General features: G+C 69.4%; 15 protein-coding genes. 2 read left to right on the plus strand and 13 right to left on the minus strand.

The window, feature by feature from the left end:
• Positions 1-118: SDR family NAD(P)-dependent oxidoreductase (locus tag ACWEOO_RS39005; protein WP_452147397.1), on the minus strand; the 118-nt coding region annotated here is incomplete at its 3' end.
• A 10-nt stretch (positions 119-128) separates the two neighbouring features.
• Positions 129-1,436, minus strand: coding sequence for a cytochrome P450 (locus ACWEOO_RS39010; RefSeq protein WP_452147338.1), 1,308 nt, complete (start codon positions 1,434-1,436; stop codon positions 129-131).
• Positions 1,437-1,561: 125 nt separating this feature from the next.
• On the opposite strand from ACWEOO_RS39010, the gene ACWEOO_RS39015 reads away from it, so the two are divergent.
• The gene (locus ACWEOO_RS39015) at positions 1,562-1,705 is read left to right on the plus strand and encodes a GPGG-motif small membrane protein (protein WP_355692203.1); all 144 of its coding nucleotides are present in this window, start codon (positions 1,562-1,564) and stop codon (positions 1,703-1,705) included.
• Between the two features lie 146 nt (positions 1,706-1,851).
• Here the strand turns inward: ACWEOO_RS39015 and ACWEOO_RS39020 are convergent, their stop codons facing one another.
• The 6 genes from ACWEOO_RS39020 to ACWEOO_RS39045 all read right to left on the minus strand — a co-directional run bounded on the left by ACWEOO_RS39020 (position 1,852) and on the right by ACWEOO_RS39045 (position 5,784).
• Positions 1,852-2,529, minus strand: a complete 678-nt coding sequence (locus ACWEOO_RS39020; RefSeq protein ID WP_452147339.1) for a GAF and ANTAR domain-containing protein — start codon at positions 2,527-2,529, stop codon at positions 1,852-1,854.
• A gap of 15 nt (positions 2,530-2,544) precedes the next feature.
• Complete coding sequence (locus tag ACWEOO_RS39025) at positions 2,545-3,024, minus strand: DUF6328 family protein (protein WP_452147340.1); 480 nt, start codon at positions 3,022-3,024, stop codon at positions 2,545-2,547.
• A gap of 88 nt (positions 3,025-3,112) precedes the next feature.
• On the minus strand, positions 3,113-4,012 hold the full coding sequence (locus ACWEOO_RS39030) for a pseudouridine-5'-phosphate glycosidase (RefSeq protein WP_452147341.1): 900 nt from the start codon (positions 4,010-4,012) through the stop codon (positions 3,113-3,115).
• Positions 4,005-4,397, minus strand: a complete 393-nt coding sequence (locus ACWEOO_RS39035) for a PfkB family carbohydrate kinase (protein WP_452147342.1) — start codon at positions 4,395-4,397, stop codon at positions 4,005-4,007. Before ACWEOO_RS39035 ends, ACWEOO_RS39030 begins: the two co-directional genes overlap by 8 nt.
• Positions 4,398-4,444: 47 nt before the next feature.
• The gene (locus tag ACWEOO_RS39040; protein WP_452147343.1) at positions 4,445-5,155 is read right to left on the minus strand and encodes a GAF and ANTAR domain-containing protein; all 711 of its coding nucleotides are present in this window, start codon (positions 5,153-5,155) and stop codon (positions 4,445-4,447) included.
• 53 nt (positions 5,156-5,208) lie between these two features.
• Complete coding sequence (locus ACWEOO_RS39045; protein WP_452147344.1) at positions 5,209-5,784, minus strand: hemerythrin domain-containing protein; 576 nt, start codon at positions 5,782-5,784, stop codon at positions 5,209-5,211.
• A 168-nt stretch (positions 5,785-5,952) separates the two neighbouring features.
• On the opposite strand from ACWEOO_RS39045, the gene ACWEOO_RS39050 reads away from it, so the two are divergent.
• Positions 5,953-7,596, plus strand: a complete 1,644-nt coding sequence (locus ACWEOO_RS39050; protein WP_452147345.1) for a DUF4091 domain-containing protein — start codon at positions 5,953-5,955, stop codon at positions 7,594-7,596.
• A gap of 18 nt (positions 7,597-7,614) precedes the next feature.
• On the opposite strand, the gene ACWEOO_RS39055 is transcribed toward ACWEOO_RS39050, so the two are convergent.
• From ACWEOO_RS39055 to ACWEOO_RS39075, 5 genes are read right to left on the minus strand one after another with little or no spacing between them, the layout of a single operon-like run.
• Positions 7,615-8,601, minus strand: a complete 987-nt coding sequence (locus tag ACWEOO_RS39055; protein ID WP_452147346.1) for an NAD-dependent epimerase/dehydratase family protein — start codon at positions 8,599-8,601, stop codon at positions 7,615-7,617.
• Positions 8,602-8,622: 21 nt separating this feature from the next.
• Complete coding sequence (locus ACWEOO_RS39060) at positions 8,623-9,831, minus strand: alginate lyase family protein (RefSeq protein WP_452147347.1); 1,209 nt, start codon at positions 9,829-9,831, stop codon at positions 8,623-8,625.
• Between the two features lie 23 nt (positions 9,832-9,854).
• Complete coding sequence (locus ACWEOO_RS39065; protein WP_452147348.1) at positions 9,855-11,609, minus strand: putative Ig domain-containing protein; 1,755 nt, start codon at positions 11,607-11,609, stop codon at positions 9,855-9,857.
• 26 nt (positions 11,610-11,635) lie between these two features.
• Complete coding sequence (locus tag ACWEOO_RS39070; protein ID WP_452147349.1) at positions 11,636-14,896, minus strand: alginate lyase family protein; 3,261 nt, start codon at positions 14,894-14,896, stop codon at positions 11,636-11,638.
• Positions 14,897-14,911: 15 nt separating this feature from the next.
• Positions 14,912-18,382, minus strand: coding sequence for a putative Ig domain-containing protein (locus ACWEOO_RS39075; protein ID WP_452147350.1), 3,471 nt, complete (start codon positions 18,380-18,382; stop codon positions 14,912-14,914).
• Positions 18,383-18,494 lie beyond the last annotated feature (112 nt).

The following is an 18,494-nucleotide window of genomic DNA, read 5'->3' on the forward strand; positions in this document are numbered from 1 at the left end:
GCAGGCCGGTCTCGCCGCGGGCCAGGAGCGCGACCTTGGCGCCGCGCCGCGCGAACGCCACCGCGGTCGCCCGGCCGACGCCGGCGCTGGCCCCGGTCACCACAACAACCTGTCCCATCGATGACTCCTCAGTTGGTTGCCCGGGGCCAGAACCCGATCCGTACCCAGGCGTGGTTGAACGTGCGGGGCAGCTCGCCGCCGAGCTTCGCGCGGGTGGCGGGATCGACGTCGAGGTCGTAGCGATCGGCGATGTGGCTGACCGCGGCGCTGGCGGTGAGCAGGACGACGTTGCGCCCGGGGCACTCGGCCGGACCTTCGCTGAACGGGATGATCGGCCACGCGCCGTCGGTGCGGCCGTCCAGCCACGCGCTCGGCTCGAAGCGGTTCGCGAAGTCGAGCGCGTCGTCGTCGCGGTGGAACACCGAGCTCACGATCACGAACTCGGTACCGGCCGGTGCGGAGCGTCCCCGCCACTCGGTGTCCGCCGACGACTGGCGCAGCACGACCAACGTGGTGGGCCAGAGCCTGAGGGATTCCTGCAGCGCGGCTCCGGCCTCGGCCAGCAGCGGCGAGGCCTCCGGGTGGCGGGCCTCGGAGACGATCGTCCGGAGAGCCGACGGATGAGTGCCGAGAACGGCGAGCAACCGCCACAGCGCGATGCCGGCGGCGTCGAACGCGAACAGCCAGTGCGGCACCTGGCCCGCGGGGTCGAGCGTGCCGGGCGGGTGGTCGAGACCTTCGACGAGACTGCCGGGTTCCGCCTTGTCGACGTACTGCGACAGCGAGGCGAGGAACCGCGAGCGCTGCTCGTCGTGGCTCGGACCGAACTGGGCCCAGTTCGCGTCGGCGCGGAGCTGGTCGAGGTGCGCGGTGAGCTGTACGTCGTCGCGGGCGCCGTCGCCGAGCACGATCCGGCGTACGATCCGCGACCAGACCTCGCGGAACTCGTTCCAGCCGAGGGTCGCGTGCAGGTCGGACAGCTCCTCGCGGACCACCTCGACGAACCGATGGCCGTGGCGGTGCACAGGGCTGTGGCTGTCGAGCGCCTGTTCGTTCAACTCCCGGCGCGCAGCGCGGAGCGGGGGATCGGTCACCAGGACCGCGTGCGGCTGGAAATGCTTCAGCGCGTCGACTTTCTCGTCGGTCGCAGCGGCGAACGGATCAGGTGTCTGCGCGAGCAGCCGGTGGACGTCGGCCGCGGCGAGAACGAGCGCGAGCGTACGGCCGGGGATGCGGAACAGCACGGGTCCGTCACCGTACGTACGGCGCAGCCGGCGGACACAGCGCAGTGCTCGATCGTCGACGCGCAGCCGCTCGGCGAGCGCGCCCAGAGCAGGTCTGCGCAGGATCGCCCCTTGGGCCACGACAGGTCCCAGGACGTCGCGCAGGATCCGGCCGCTGTCCGGCGCGGAGGCGGTCGGCAGGAGTGTCGGCATGCCTGTCCGGTGTCCGCCGGTCCGCCGCCGAAACGGTCAGGTTTGCGCTCGGATCGCGCGGGCACCGAAAGGTCGCACGGGGATTTCAACTGCCGGGCGTGCCCGGTGTCGGAAAGGGAAGGGCCATGGAGTTTGTTCTGTGGATCATCGCTGTGATCCTCGTCGTGTCCGGAATCGTGTCGCTGTTCCGCGGTCAGATGTTGTGGGGCGCGGCGCTCATCGTCATCGGCCTGCTGGTCGGCCCGGGTGGCGTCAGCCTGTTCACCTGACCGAAGCCGGCGCGGCGTCACCCCCACGGAGTTCGTCGTGGGGGTGACGCGGCTGCCGTTCAGCCGTGCCCGCCGTCGAGCAGCTCATGGATCTGCTCGAGGGCCCGCTGGCTGTCGGGGTGGTCGTACTCGCACGTCGATCGTGGTCAGCGGGTGCGGAAGTCGATGCGGCGGGCCACGACGTACTCCGCGATCTCGTTCAAGGTGGTGTCGTGGGCGAACGCGTGGGCGCGCAGCATGGCGAGCGCGTCGACGGGTGACACCTGCAGTTGCACCGACACCATGCCGGTGGCCTGGTAGACGACCGACCGGCTCGACCACATGTCGTCCGTCCCGGGGGCGGATGCCTCCCGCAGTACGGCGGTTCCGATGACGTCGGCGAGGAACTGTACGACGTCGTCCGGCTCGCTGAGTTCGTCGTACGAGTAAACGGCGTAGACACCGAACGGACGGCTCGCCGCACGCATCGGGAAGCAGTGCAGGGTGACTTCGCCCGCCGACTCGAGGGCCGAGCGGCTGAACTCCGGCCACAAGGTGCTGACGGCATCGTCCAGGTCCGTCACGATCGCCTCGTCCTGCCGGTACGCCTCCCGGCACGGCCCCTCACCGAGAATGTCCTGCAGGCTCTCGAGCTCGGCCGCCACCTCGTCGGTCGCGGCCAGCGTCAACCGGGCTTCGGTGTCGTCGCTGTTCACACTGATCGAGCCGCCCAGGCCGCCGACGAGCCGCCGGCTCGCGTCGCACAGGCGGGTGGCGAACTGCTCTCGGCGATCAGTGGCAGCAAGCAGCCTGCCGAGTCGTCCGAGCACCGCCGCGCGATCCACTGCGTCTCCGTGGGTTCAGTTGGGCTTCTCCGGTCCCTTGTGCCTGACGTACGCCGGCAGCGCGAGCCACAACGCCAGGAACACGATCAGCACACCGCCGACCATAGCGCCCGCAGCGGGTCGCGGGAGTACGACGTCCAACGCGATCAGGACGCCGCCGGACATCGAGGCGAGAAGCAGCGTCATGCCGCCGCGCGCCAGTCGGTCCGTGACAGTGACCAGCCGATCACGCAAACCACGCCCGTACAGGACCCGGTGCAGTGCGACCGGCGCAAGGAAGAACGCCGCGGCCAGCGCGGACGCGACCAGCGTGCCCGCATACACCGCGTGCGTGAAGGCGTCCGCCGAGTGAAACTGATTCTGGAACGCGATGCCCAGCAAGAAGGCGAACAGGATCTGCGTCCCGGTCTGAGCGAGCCGCAACTCCTGCAGCAGCTCGTTCCAGTGCCGATCGAGGCGCTCACCGGAACCCTCGTCGTCCCGCACGTACGTCACGAGCCAGCCGGTACCCACCGAAACCGGCCACCACACGCGATTGCGCCCCGGTGACTTGCCGCGCAGGCCAAGACGGGGCGCGATGGGACTAACGAGCCAGAGCGACGGCGATCCGGGCCGCGACGGCGGCGTTGTTGCGGGCCAGCGCGAGGTTGGCCGGGATGCTCTGGCCGTCGGTCTCCTTCTCGATCCTCGCGAGGACGTACGGCGTGACGGCCGGGCCGGTGATTCCGGCCTGGGCGCTGGCCTCCAACGCGGCTTTCATCTGCGCGTCGATGCGGGCCGCCGGGATCTCGTCCTCGACGGGGATCGGAACGGTCAGCAGCACGCCGGTGTCGTGCCTCGACCGGAAGCGCAGGACGTCGCAGACAGTGCGCTCGTCGTCGACGCGGTGCGGCACGGGCAGACCGCTCGACCGCGTGTAGAACGCAGGGAACCAGTGGTGCTGCCAGGCGAGGACCGGGACGCCCGCGGTCTCGAGGTACTCCAGCGTCCGCGGCAGGTCGAGGAACGCCTTGGCGCCCGCGCAGACGGTAACGACCGGATGGTTGGCGAGGGCATCGAGATCGGCCGAGATGTCGCCGGTCAGTTCGGATCCGCGATGGACGCCGCCGATACCGCCGGTGGCGAACACCGAGATCCCGGCGACGTGGGCCAGAGCCACGGTGGCCGACACCGTGGTGACGCCGACGTCCCAGCGCTGCGCCTGCGCCACCGCGAGATCGCGTTCGGCGACCTTGCGGGTGCCGTTGAGCACCCGCTTCTCCTCGTCCGGCGACAGCCCGAGGTGTGGCCGGCCGTCGAGGATCGCCGTGACGGCGGGTACGGCGCCGTGGGCGGCGACCGCCTGCTTGCACTGTTCGAGCGCGTCGGCGTTCGCCGGGGCGGGCAGGCCGAGGTTCGAGAAGATCGTCGACTCGAGCGCCACGACCGCGCGCCCGCCGGACAGTGCTTGCGCCACGTCGTCGGACAGGAGGGGTTCAATCACCTGTGGTTCCGTTCTTCTCGGCCTTCGCGGACATCGTGGACAGGGTCGCGCCCGGTTCGGCGAGGACCCGCTGAGCCAGCGTATGACCTGCCGAGACCGCGTCGACCACGTCGACCATGTCGGCGTCAGCGAGGACGGCGGTGAGGAATGCCGCGGCGAACGCGTCACCGGCGCCGGTCGTGTCCCGCACCTCACCGACCCGCGGCACCGCTCGGTGGGTTCGACGCCGTTCTTGACCACAACCGTCGTACCGGAGGTGGCGAGGTCGCGCAGGGAGCCGACGTCGGCCTCGATCCCGTTCGCGAACAGGTACGCCGGCCGCAGCGATCCGATCAGGTCGCGGAACCGGTCCGGACCGATCAAGATCCCCGACACACACCAACATCCCTCGACCCACAGCCACCTCCCGCAACACCTCCACAACACCTGAGCTCAGGTGCGGGGGAGTCGGCGGTTGTCGACGAGTTGCTGGGCTACCTCGCGGAGCTTGGTGTTGGTGTCTTGGGAGTAGCGTCTGAGGACCTGGAAGGCCTCGTCGCCGGTCAGGTTGTAGCGCTCCATCAGGATGCCCATCGCCTGGCCGACCAGCTTGCGGGCATCGACGGCGACCGACAGGTTCTCCTCGCGCCGGGCGGTCGCGACCGCCACCGCCGCGTGGCGGGCCAGGATGTAGGCGATCGCCTCCTCGTCCGCCCCGAACGCGTTCGTCTGCTTGCTGTACAGGCCCAGGACGCCGACCGTACCGCCGCCGGCCCAGAGCGGTACGTCGAGCACGCTGTGGACGCCGAGCTCGCGGACCTTCGCGGACCACTCGGGCCAGCGGAGCTCCTGCACCGTGTCCGGCACCCGAATCGTCGACCGGTCGCGCATGCATTGCACGAGCGCGCCCTCCGCACCCGCCAACTGGAAGTTGTAGATCTCGGCGACCACCGGATCAGTGACTGCCGGAACTTCCGGCCGGCCGTCGGCAGTGCGCAGCGCCACGCCTGCGTAGTCGCAGTGCAGGGCGTGCAGAGCGAAGTCGACGACCGCCTGGACGGTCTCCTCCACACTCCCCGCCTCGTGCATCTCCATCGCCAGCTGCGCGAAGGTCGCCGCGGTCAGGGTGGCGTCACCGGCGTTCGTCCCGCTGATCTCGTCCACGTGTTCATGATGCATCGCCGTTGTCCACGACCACAGGAGATGAGCACCTGAACTCATCGAGCGTCCCCGCCGGTCAGGGCGTCGCGGAGCTTGTCGATCATCCCGGTGCCCGAAGCCAGGCCGAGGTCCTGCGGCGGGGTGTCCGGGGCGGACGGATGCGGCCGGGTGGGTGCCGCCGCGTTGGTGCGAGCAACGAGCTCGCCGAGCTCCCGCAGCTCGTCGGCATCGCACGCGTCCTGCATGCGCGGGAGCACCTCGCGTTCCTCCTGCGCGACGTGGTCCTGGACGTCGACGTACAGCCTTCCGATCAGCTCGTCGAAGCTGCGATCGGCCGGGTCCACGCCTTCCAGGTCCTTGAGGATTCGCTCGATGTCGGCGTGCTCCTCGATCCCGCGGTCGGCGACCTGGTCCCCGTCCGGCAGCGCCCGGCGCGCCGTCGGGTACAGGTACAGCTCCTCGGCCACCGAGTGCCGGACCAGTTCGGTCGTCAGGTGGTCTGCCAGGTCCCGGCGATGCTGCGCGTCGCCCGCGCCGGCGATCAGCTCGGCGAAGAGCCGCTCGGCCGCTCGGTGGTCGCTGACGATCAGACCGATCAGGTCCTTGCGGTCTCCGGGGGAGACGGTAGCCATGTCATCTCCTCGTCATCTGCTCGAACTCGACGTGTACGAGCGGTGCCCCGGCGCTCGGTCCGCAAACGCGCCGCCGGTTCGGTGGACGGACCGGGCGTTGTGCGTTGCTGCGTGAATCTGCATCATTGGTGCCACGAATACGCAGGATCGGGAGAGGGGTGGTCCGGAGTGACCGCGAAGTGGGAGTTCGTGCTCTGCGATGCGCTGGCCAAGGTGCACCCGGTCCGGGAGCCGCGTCCGGTGTCCGCGCAGACCCGGTTCCAGGCGTTCCTCGGTGAGCCGGCGTCCTTCCAGCTGGCGTACCGCCCGCCGCTCGACCCGGCGTTCCGCAACCCGAGCCCGCTGCGGGTGCGGGTCGAGGGAGCGGCGGCCGACCTGGTCGCCGTGTCGTGCGTGGAGCTCGTGCCGTGCTCGTTCGTCGCCCTCCCGGGACACGACGACGGGTACGAGTACGACGAACCCGGTCTCTACCCGGACGTGCTGCGCCCGCTGCCGAACGGCGAGGTGCCGGTGTGGTTCGGCAGCTGGGGAGCGCTCTGGTTCGACGTCACGGCGACCGATCCGGCGCGGGCCGGCGTCCACGAGCTCACGATCGTGGTGGACGCGCCTGACGGCTCCGAGCTGCTCCGCGCTCCCGTCACCGTCGAGCTCACCGGGATCCAGTTGCCGCCGCTCGACATCGTGTCCAGCCACTGGATGCACGTCGACGCGCTCGCGGATCATTACGGCCTCGAAGTCTTCGGCGAAGAACACTGGGCCGTCGTCGAGCGGTTCATGGCGTCGGCGGCGGAGATGGGCGCGACATCATTGCTCGCGCCGGTCTGGACGCCGCCGCTCGACACCGCGATCGGCACGTACCGCACCGTGGTGCAGCTGATCGAGATCACCACGACCGACGACGGGTACCGCTTCGGGTTCGAGCGGCTGCGCCGCTGGCTCGACCTGTGCCGGCGTACCGGGATCACCGGGGTCGAGGTCGCGCATCTGTTCACCCAGTGGGGCGCGAAGGCCACGCCTGCCATCGTGGTGAACGAGGAGCGCGCCTTCGGCTGGGACGTCCCGGCCACCGACGCGCGGTACCGCGAACTGATGCAAGCGCTGCTACCGGCGCTGCAAGCTGTGCTGGACGAGGAGTGGGACCGTGAGCATGTGGTCTTCCACGTCTCGGACGAGCCGTCGGGTGAGGAAGGACTCGCCAGCTACCTCGCGGCGAAGGCCGTCGTCTCCGATCTGCTGAAGGGCTGGACGGTCGTCGACGCGCTCAGCGAGCACTCGTTCTACACGTCCGGAGCCGTCGCTCTACCCGTCGTCGCCACCGATCACGTCGAACCGTTCCTGGCCGAGCGACCGGAACGCCTGTGGGTCTACTACTGCGTCAGCCAGGATCGCGATGTCGCGAACCGCTTCGTCGGGATGCCTTCGGCGCGCAACCGGGCAATCGGGCACCAGCTCTTCGCATCGGGTGTGGACGGCTTCCTGCATTGGGGATTCAACTTCTGGTACACCTGGCACGCGCTGCGCCGGATCGACCCGTTCGCGGACACCTCGGCCGGCGGTGCGTTCCCGTCCGGCGATCCGTTCGCCGTCTACCCCGGCCCGGACGGCACGCCCTGGCCGTCGCTCCGGCATCGCGTCTTCGCGCAGGCGATGTGGGACCACCGCGCGCTCCAGGCAGTCCGCGCCTCTCAAGGCGGCGCCGCCGCGCAGGACATCGTCGACCCCGACCGGACCTTGCGCTTCGACCGCCCGGTCCTCGACCCGAACCACTACTACGAAGCCCGCCGGCGCATGACCGCGGCGCTGACGGCCTAGCGCAGCGAATTACGCGGTTTAGGGACGGTAGAGGGCGATGAGCGTGTTCATCGCCTCGTCGACGGCCGGGTCGACGCGGCGGCGAGCCGGGTCCTCGTCGTACCAGGCGACGATCTCGCGGGCGCCGGTCTCGAACGGGATGGTGGCGACGTAGTCGGGGACGACACTGCGCAGCTTGCTGTTGTCGAAGACCGCCGAGTGGGTCTTGTCGCCGAGCAAACCGTCGCCCCAGCCTTGATGGACCGCAGCGATGGCGTCCGAGGGGACGTGCACGATCTGTGCCGTCGTGCCGGCCGCGGCGGCCAGGGCGTGCGCGATCTGGTCCCAGGTCAGGACGTCGTCGGACGTGATCTGGAAGGTGTCGCCGAGGGTGCGGGGATGGCCGAGCAGCGGGACCAGACCGCGCGCGAAGTCGCGGTGGTGCGTCAGGGTCCACAGCGAGGTGCCGTCGCCGTGGACGACGACCGGCTGCCCACGGCGCATCCGCTCGACGATGGTCCAGCCGCCGTCGAAGGGGACCAGGGTGCGGTCGTACGTGTGCGACGGCCGGATGACAGTCACCGGGTAGCCCTCGTCGCGGTAGAGCGCGGTGAGCAGGTCCTCGCAGGCGATCTTGTTGCGCGAGTACTGCCAGAAGGGGTTCCGCAGCGGCGTCGACTCGGTGATCGGCAACCGGCCCGGCGGCGTCTGGTAGGCCGATGCCGAGCTGATGAAGACGTACTGGCCGACGTGCCCGCGCAGCGCGTCGGTCCGGGCACGCACGTGATCAGGCGTGAACGCGATCCAGTCGACCACCACGTCGAAGTCCTGCGCGGCGATCTCGGTCAGCGTCGCCGGGGCGTCGAGGTCGGCGGTGATCACCCGCGCCTCGGGCGGGACCGGACGGCCGGCGGTCTTGCCGCGGTTGACGATCGTCAGGTCGAGGCCTGATTCGATCGCTCGCCACGAACAGGCCGAGCTGATGATTCCGGTCCCGCCGAGGAACAGCACACGCAGGCTACTCATACCTCGCAATCTACTCGCTATCTACTTGGCGTACGCCAGGGTGCCGAAGCCGGTCTGATCGAACCCGCCGCTCGTGGATCCGTAGTCGCCGCCACCGCCCTCGGGACGGACCTGCGCGGCCATCGCCGAGATGTACGGCACGGAGAGGTACTTCCGCCGGGTGTAGTGGTAGTGCAGGATCTCCCAGACCGGCCGGAGCTGACCGCGGCTCGCGCTCGAGATCACGGTGTGCTCCTGGTAGGCGCAGTTCTGCCCGGTGCCCCAGGTGTACTTGGTGAACGGCACGTCCTCGCCGAGGTTGTACTTCGCGACGTACTGCGCGGCCTTCAGGAAACGGTTGTCGTCGTACCCGTACAGGTCCTCGCCCTGGTTCCACGCCATCTCGCAGAAGGCGCCCAGCTGGCCGATGCCCATCAGCGTGTGGCCCTGGTCCCGCCCGGATTCCTGCCACTGCGCGAGGCCTTGGTCGTCGTAGACGAACGGGATCGCGTGCCGGATCGAGCCGTTGCCGGCGCCGTTCTTGAAGTAGTTCACCGCCTGGTCGTACTTCGCGGCGTCGTCGCAGAGGATGCCGATGGCAAGGATCGAGTTCATCGAGCACAGGTCCCAGTTGGCCCAGTAGTTGGTGATGCACGCGTCGTTGTGGTTCAGCAGGAACGAGTTGTTCAGCGGGTAGAAGACGTTCAGCATCATGGTCTTGAACCGGGCCAGGTCGAAGCCGGCGTAGCCGCGCATCAGCTCGGCCACGGTCGCGAACTGGTACCCGTAGATGCCGGCCGCCAGGAACCGGTCTGCGTTACCTGTCACGGTCGTGAGCGTGGCCGACCAGGCGTTCAGGATGTTGCGCGCACAGTCGCCGTGCGCGGTCGAGCCTTGGACCCACCAGCGCAGCGCGTTCTGGTACGCGGCGTGGATGTCGTTGTAGAGGATGCCGTAGTTCTCACCGGTGCCGCCGCGGACGACGGTCGCCTGCGGATTCGGTTGCCAGGTGGACTGGGCGTGCGCGTTGGCGGTCAGCCGGTTCCAGCCCGACAGCCACGGGTTGTCACCGGCCGCGACCCGGACCTTCGCCCGGTTCAGGTCGCCCCAGCTGTGCAACCCACCGGGGTGGGTGAAGGTGGCCGGCGCCGCGTCGGCGCTTCGGGCGAAGGCGGTGGCGGCCAGCCCGGCGACGGCCGCACCTCCAGCGGCTGTGAGCAAGGTTCGTCGATCGATCTCCCTGTGTTTCATGCTTCTCCTTCGGGGCGGTGGTGTCAGGAAACGGTCAGGATGAGGCTCTTGGTGGTGGTCCCCGCGACGTTCGTGACGGTCAGCGTCACGTTGTGGACGCCGGGGCCGGCCGGAGTTCCCGAGACGACGCCGGTGACCGCATCGACGGTCAGGCCGGCGGGCAGGCCCTGGGCGCCGAAGCCGGTCGGGAAGCCGGTTGCGGTGATCGTGAGTACGACGGGTGCGCCGGCCGTGACCGCTGCGGTATCCGGGGTCGTGATCGCCGGCGGTGCCGTCGTCGGCGCCGTGGCCGCGTCCAGCCAGCGCAGGTTGGTGACGTGTTCGTTGACGTGCATGTTCGCCATGTCGGCGACCGTGAACCAGCCGGGTTTGCGCATCGTCGACGCCATCACGGTGCCGTTCACGACGAGGTTCTGGAATGTGACGTCCTTGATGCCGCGCGACTCGTCGTACCCGAGCATCATCGCGGTCTCGGCGTTCCGGCCGGTGTAGGTGAGGTCCTTGACGTACACGCCCTCGATGCCGCGGCCCGGCGAGGTGTTGTACGACTTATTGTAGGCGACGCGCAGGTGCAGGAACTGTCCCCAGCGGAAGTCCTCGACCCGGACGTTCTCGATCCGGACGCTCCGGACGAGGTTGCTGTCGCCGGGGTTGAGCGCGATGCAGCCCTGATACCACTTCTGCGGTTCGCGATGGTCGAGGATGTCGACGTTGCTGATCGTGAGGTTCTCCAGCACCTCGGGGTCGTCGGTGTTGCCGTGCGTCCCGACGTTGACCGGATGCGCGACGTCCGCCCACAGGCTGGAGTTCGAGACGGTGACGTTGCGGGTGTCGCCGTAGTAGTCCCAGCGGTGCGTGTAGAGGGCCACGCAGTCGTCGGAGCAGCGCAGGAACGAGCGGTCGATCAGCACCTCGCTGCTGGAGAAGATGTCGATCCCGTCACCCCACTGCCCGGCGCTGAAGTAGCCGAAGTCGGTGATCGAGACCTGGTCGGACATGCCGGCGGTGACGGCGTACCCGGTCGCCAGGTTGAGCATCGAGATGCCGTCGACGCTGATGTTCTTCGAACCCACGATCGTGCAGCCGCCGCCGTTGGTGCCGTAGATGACGCCGCGCCCGCGCAACCGGGCGTCGGTGACGTTGCTGAAGATCACCGACGTCTTCAGTACGGCGCCGCCGGCCAGGTAGACGGTCTTGCCGCTCGGGACCATCAGCTGACCGGTCGCGGTCGTGTGCACGCCCGGGCCGAAGTAGATGACGTCCGGGTCGTCCGGAGCCGGCGCGGCGGTCTCGACCGGCCGGGTGAGCAGATGCAGGCAGTCGAAGATCTCGCCGTTCACCTCGACCACGATCTTGCGCGGCCCGGTCAGCGTGAACCGGACCGTGTCGTCCTCGATCCGCGGTTCGATGCCGTACGACAGCGGCCGGATCCGCGCGGTCTCGACGGTGCCTTTGGTGTACCTGACCATGACCTCGACCGCTCCGTCGAAGTCGAAGTACGCGAGCGAGGACTTCAGCACCTGCCCCGCGCCGGTCGTGGCGTTGATCTGCTTGAGGTTGACCGAGTACGTCGCCACCGGCTGCCACCGGCCGCGCGGGGTGCGGACCTTGACCTCGAACGTGGTGGCCTGCGCGATCCCGTCCGGGATCGGGTACGTGACCACAGCCGGTACGGCGGCAGTAGCGGTCGCTGTGCTCGCCTGCGTGGTGACGTAACCGGCGGCGATGGTCGCGCCGGTGGCTTGCAGCAGCCGGCGTCGGGTGATGTCTGAGTTCATCGGCGGGGCGCTCCTTGGCTGATCGGCTAGCTGATCGACACGTTGTCGAACACGGTGGTGTTGAGGACGAAGGGATTGCGGGACACGACCGCCAGACCGGCGTGATAGGGCGCGTCGCCGAAGCCCGCGATCGCGGCGAGCTCACCGAGCGGCGTCCAAGTGGTGCCGTCGAGAGAGGTCTCGGCCGCGAACGTCTCGCCGGCTCGGCGGAGCCGCAGCCAGACCGCCGCGCCGGCGACCTCGGTGGTGACGAGACCGGTCGCCACGCGCAGGCGTCGTACGAACTGCGTCTTGTCGCCGGACACGATCGCACCGGCCTGCTGGTCGAACGGCGACAGCGACTTGGCCATGATCAGTCCGACCCGGCCGCCGGGGTCGGTGCTCGCGATGCGCGCGGTGATGGTGTGGTCGCCGGTGAGCAGCACGGACGCGTACTGCGCGGTCATGCCCTGGTTGATCACGTTGAGGTCCGAGCCGGCGCCGCGAACGGTGAACCTCCCGTCGGCATGACTGGTGATGCCGGGCGTCCGGATCGCGACGGCGCTGTACGTGGCGAGTTCGCGCTCGTCGAGCACGTAGTCACCGATGTCGCGGTACGCCCACGGCTCGGGCGGCGGCGCGGCGACGGTCAGCGCGACCCGTGCGGTCGACGGACCCGCCCCGATGGTGATCGTGAAAAGTCCTTGTTCAACAGGTGTTCCCGAGATGACGCCGGTGCGCGGATCCAGCGAGAGTCCGCGGGGGAGTGCGGTCGCGGAGTAAGACGCGGGGTCGTTCGTCGCCACGATCCGGTACCGGAACGGTTGGCCCGCGTTGGCGTACGCGACGGTCGCGCTGGTGATCTCGGGCGCGGCCTGGGTCGGCATCGTCGCACTGGCTTCCGCCGACCGTTCGCCGGATCCCGCGACGTTGGTCTTCGTGACCACGTAGCGATAGGTCGTTCCCGGTACGCCGGTCGCGTCGCGGTAGCGGGTCTCGACACCGAATCCGGTGACGTCGCGCGCGATCGTCTGGTACCGGCTGCCTGCGCTGCGGTGGATCGTGTAGGAGGCCGCGACGTCCAGATCGGTCCAGGCCAGCTCGATCGCACTCGACGCGCTGCGTGCGGTCAGCGGGCCGGTGAGCCTGTCCGGCCGACGAACCGACCAGCCCGGCACGGTGACGTTGTCGAAGGCGGCGGTTGTCGTCTCGGTGTAGGTCGCGTCGAGCGCGGAGCATGCGGCGATTCCGACGTACAGGGTGGCACCGAGCTGGAGCTTCGACGAGCCGACTTCGGTCCAGGTCGTGCCGTCGGGGGAGATGAGGCCGGTGAAGGTGGTGCCCTTGCGGACGACCCGGACCCAGTACGGCCTGCGCAGCCGGTAGCCGTCGCTCGCCGCCTCGACGTACGGCGCCTCGAGCGGTGTCGCGGACTGTGGCAGGGAGCCGAGGTTCGAGATCGGGAACCCGGCGCCGACCGTGATCGCGCTTTGCTGGGAAGGCGGGACCAGCGTGCTGCCGGTACCCGTGGTCGGGGCGTCGGTACCAGGCCTGACCGTCCACACCCCGCTCCACGTGTGCAGCGGGAGACCCTTGATCAGCATGGACGCGTGCGCCGATCCGGGCTCGAGCGAACGCCGCAGCATCACGCCGACGCTCGCGTACTGCGAACTCACCGGCGCGACGACGCGCGCCGTCACGACGCCGTCGCCGGTCATCGGCATGGAAGCGAACCGGAAGCTGTCCCGCGTCCCGCCGATGTCGGAGCCGCCGGCCTCGAGCACGAAGGTACGGCCGTCGAAATCGGTCCTGCCGGGGCGCCGGACCGGTCCGATGTCCTGGCTGGTCCACGGCGATCGCTCCGCCGCGACCGGCAGCGAGGCCGCGCTGGTGCCTGCCGCGTTCGTTGCCTCGACGAGGTAGTAGTACGTCCGGCCCGGTCGCACTGTGCTGTCCGTGAACACCGCGTCCGTCAGCCCGGTCGCGATCGTCGCGAACGAGTCGCCGGTCGCACGCTTGACGGTGTAGCTCGCGGCGTCCGTACAGCTCAGCGGTTCGACGGATCGGGCCCAGCGCAGTACGACGCCGGCCGGACCGGTCTGCGCGCTGAGGCCGTACGGCGTCCCGGGCGGGCGGCTCGGCGCCGTCTGCGGAATCTGCGGGTTGGCATGGGTGAGCGTGCCCCAGCCGGGATGGTCGTCGTTGGTTCCTTCGACGAAGCGGCTGCCGTTGCGGAACACGACTTGTTCGAGGTACGGCGTGGGTAGTCCGCGACGTCCGGCGTAGTGGCCGTAGGCAAGCTCGTAGATCGGCTGGAACTGACCGCGGTTGCCGGTGGCAATGACTGTCTTGATGTACTTCCCGGTGCGGTCGAGGTCGGGCGTGAACGGCACGCTGTCGTCGCCGAGGTTGTAGCGGGCGGTGTACTCGAAACCCTTCAGCAGGCGGTCCTCGGCGTGGCCGAAGAGATCGACTCCCTGGTTCCAGGCGACCGCGGCCGTGTCGGCCAGCAGGCCGAGCGCGAGTTGTGCGTAGGCCTGACTGCGCCCGCTCTCCTGGCCCTGACCGGTCGCCTCGACCACGATGTGCTCGATCCGCCCGTTCCCCGCACCGGCGACGGCGTACCGGACGGCGTTCTCGAACATCACCCGGTCGTCGCAGAACACCGCGATCGCGATGATCGTCTGCAGCGCGGCGACGTCCCAGTTGCCGTTCGCGAACAGCGCGTTGCCGGCGAACGAGCGGTACCAGACCCTGCGGAACGACTCGCGGCACCTGTCCACGGACGCTGCCGGCCAGCCGGTGTAGCCGGTGTGACGGAGGAGCTCGGCCGCGTTGACGAACTTGAAACCCTGCAGGCCGGAGCCGAGCTGCCCGTCCGCGCCGGTGATCGCCTCGAGGCTCCCGGCCCAGGCGTCGAGGATGTCGCGCGCCTTGTCGGCGTACCGGACGTCACCGGTGACGGCCCACATCAGCGCGTTCTGGTACGCCGCGCACGAATCGCTGACCGCCTCCGCCATGAAGTTGGCCGGACCGCGACCCCAGGAGGTGATGTGACCGGTGTTGCGGACCACGTAGTCGTACGACGATCGGGGATGCGCGGCGAGCGCCAGGAAACCGTCGTACTGCGGGGCCTGGCGGCCGGCGACCGCGGCGCGCATCCGGTCCAGGTCCGCCGCGCTGTGCAGGATCCCCGGATGGGCGAATCCGGTGGTCGCCGCGGAGGCCGTTTCGAAACAGAGATGGGTGGCGAGGAGCGATCCGCCGGTCGCGAGCAGGACGGTCCGGCGGCTGGGTCGTGGGTTCACGCTGGATTCCTCCGGTCAGGGGGCGTCGAGGAGCTGGACCTCGGCGAGATTGGTGAAGCCGCCGTGGCCGTCGTAGATCCGGAGCATCGGTTGCGAGGTGGGCGCCGCGAGCGGGAAGGCGTACCACTGGTTCCCGTCGGTGATGCCGGTGATGGTGGCGAGCGTCGTCCAGGTGGCGCCGCCGTCCGAGGACCCCTGCACGAGGTCGCCGTTGGCGCGGGCCGGGAAGTTGCTCCGCGGGTGCACCCGGACGGTGTCGAAGTCGAGGGACGTGCCGGCGGGCGGGGTGACAGTGACCCAGCCGTTGCCGCTGGTGGTGTCGGTGAAGGTGGTGAGGTCGCCGTCGAACATGCGCCGGCCGTTCGCCTCCGGCGTGCCGACGCCGGGGAAGGCCGGGCTGGACGCGGTCACCCAGCTCGGATCGACGGCGACTGTGCGAACGGCGGTGTTCCAGAGCTGGAGCGCGGTGCCGTCGGTGGTGTCGACGATCGTGGCGCCGGCACGTCCGGCGGCCGTCGTGTAGTCGACGGTGAAGCGCAGCGCTCGCCCGTACGCCACGTTGTCCGGCAGCGTCACGGTTGCGGTCCAGTGTGCCGGATCGGTGCGGTCGACCTGCGCGTCGACGCCCTCGATGGTCGCGGTGACCGTGCCCAGCGGCTCGGTGGCGGCCAGGGTGAGCGTCACCTTGTCGCCGTTCTGCGCGACCTTGGGGTCGGTGTTGCTCGACGCGATCGAGACCGCGGTCAACGCCGTACTCATCTCGACGCGTTCGCCGTAGATCCGGAACTCGCTGAAGCTCGACAGCCCGGGGTACGCCGGGTCGGTCGGTACGCCCGGGTGGTCGACCTGAAGTTTCAGGAACCGGAAGCTCTCGTTCTTGACCTCGTCGCGGACCGGGATCCGTTCCAGGGCGAAGCCGTTGCCCGACGTGTCGGTGGTCTCGCGAGAGGTCAGCAGGGTCCACGTCCGGCCGTCGTTCGAGCCGTACACGTTGGCGCCCTGGGACCGGTTGGCGAAGTTGTAGCGCGCCCGCAGACCGAACGCGTCGGACCGGATCCGGAAGGCGGCGCCGTAGTCGATGACTGCCGGTGCCCGCAGGTCCCCGGAGAAGGTGTTGAAGTCACCGTCGAGCAGGTTGCCCAGGGCAATCTGGGAGAGTGCTGCCGAGGTGGCGCGTCCGTAGTAGTCGAACGACCCGTCGTCGGCCATCGTCGGCGTCAGCTTCTCCAGCCCGGCGACCGCGGCCTGGACGGCGGTCAGATCGGCCGCGAACATCGCCGCGTCCGCACTGTCCAGCTGCGACTCGGCGACCGACTTCGCATGCTCGAGAGCGTTCTTCGTCGCCTCGACGTACTGGGCGGCGGGATCGTAGCCGTTCAGCGCGGCGTCGACGGCGCTACGCCGATCCGGGCTGACGGTGAGCCGGACCCGCAGTACGGCGTCGGTGGCGGCATCGGACGCCACCACTAGGGTCTGATGTTCGCCGACCTGCTGCGACGTGGGCTTCCAGGTGAGCGTCCCGGTGCCGGCGTCGAGACTCGCGCCGGCGGGCAGCGTCGTGCCCGCCGCGTACGTCAGTGCGTCCTGGTCCGTGGCGGCCAATGGAGCTGTCAGCTGCTCACCGGCGACGGCGAGCAGGCGTACGTCGGCGCCTTGCGGGAACTGCGGCGGCGTGAGTTGGGTCTTGGCCTGCAGGTTGACGGCATCGACGTCCACGTCGACGCCCGGCGAGCTGAGGATCGTGTAGTACGCGAGGTTCTCGCCGCCGGCGCTGCCCCGGAGCTTGCTGGTGCTCATGTCGTAGGTGATGTAGCGCCACTGCCCGTGCGTGTCCGGAAGCGTCACCGTCGAGTAAGGCGCGAGTGGTCGTTCCTTGCGGATCTGCAGCGTCGCCGTACCGTTCGTCCGGATCAGGACACCGACGGGGCTGTACCCGGTCCGGTCGGCGTACATCAAGGTGCGAACGGCGAGGGTGGCTCGACTCTTCATCCGGACGAAGGTCCGCCCGTCCTCCTGCCGTACCGAGGTCCCGGGCGTGACCGGCACGGTGCGGGTCTCGGCCTGCACCAACGCGTCCTGCTGCACCGGCGGCAAGGCGGCCGAGGCGGGGAAGGACAGCCAGGCGTCGGGGTTGAAGTCCGGGTTGCTGTTCCAGTAGTTGTACGGCGACGTGCCCCAGAAGAACCGAGGGCCGCCCTCCTGGGTGGTCGCGAACTCGGTGATACTCGGCGCGAGCGTGGAGATCGCCGGCCCGAGCAGGTCCTTGTAGAGGTGGTACAGCTCGTTCGTCGGGTCGAACAGCCGCCCGCGATAGGCCTGCGAAAGCACACCGCCGCGCTGGGTGGTGTCGATCCACGGGACGTCCTTGCCCATCATGAACGCGAAGAACTGCTCGGACCCACGCAGCAGCCGGTAGCCGCCGAAGACGTACGGCGAGACCGCGTCGCGCCGCGTCGACGGCGTGCCGCGGACCGGGTCGAGGCGGGTTCCCTGGACGTCGATCACCCGGGCCAGCTGGGTCAGCATCGTGACGTCGTCCCACGCGTGCGCCTGGTCGCGGCCCATCTCCTGGAGCTGGACGAACGTGCGGCGGTACGGATTGCGCGGGTCGTTCGCGGCGATGACGGGCATCACCTTGCTGAGGGCGCCGTTGGTGTCGTCGTCGGGGTTGGTGGCGTTGACCGAGAACCACTCGACCGCCTCGCGGTAGCGGGGGAGGTTGTCGGTGAAGATGTAGCCGGCGATCGCGCCGACGAGCGAGTAGCTGTGCTGGTTCATGAAGTTGCGGTTGCGGTACAGGAACGTCTGCGTCATCGGCACGATCAGGTTCGCGGTCAGGTTCGCGGTGTCCTCGGCGTTCCAGCGCAGGTCGTAGCCGGTCGTCCCGGCGTTCACGCTCGTGAACCGCAGGATCTCCGCCGCCGCGAGCATCCGCATCAGCGGCGGTCCGCTGTGGATGTGCGCGTCCGGGTAGTAGGCGTACTTGGCCGAATCCATGTGACTCCAGATCCGGACCAGCCGTAGCCCGTTCTCGCGGTACGCCGGGTCGCCGGTGACGACGTACTGGATCGCCTGTGTGTAGGCGCGGAACGCGTCGTCGATGAACAGCGACTGCACGCCCTGGGAGTTGAACGCGGCGTTCGCCGGCTGGTCGGTGCCCGGGCCGGCGTTCCTCGAGCTGAACGCCGCCGACGCGTACGACGTCGCGACCATCGCGGCGTAGTACGACGCCCATGGTTCGGCGCCCTGCTGCACCTGTGTGCGGGCCCGTTCGAGCGCGGATGCGCTGACCGCGATACCGGGATGCACGAACCCGGCGGCCGACGTCACCCGCTCGATGGCGGGCAGCGGATACGACTCTGCGCGCGCCTCAGCGGACGGCGTGCCGAGCAGGCCGCAGAGGACCGCGATCACCGCCGTAACAACCAGCCGGCTGCCGCGGAATCGGGTCGGTCGGGGCGGGGGAACTCGGTCCGGATCAGCCATCGCTGCACTCCCAGGTCGTCGGTCTCGGCGCGATCGGGAGCCTGGCATCGCCGTCGGCCGCGGCCAAGAACGCAGCCCGGTCCGAAATTTTCCGAACCTCAAAGACAACGTT

The sequence above is a fragment of the Kribbella sp. NPDC004138 genome, assembly GCF_053603655.1.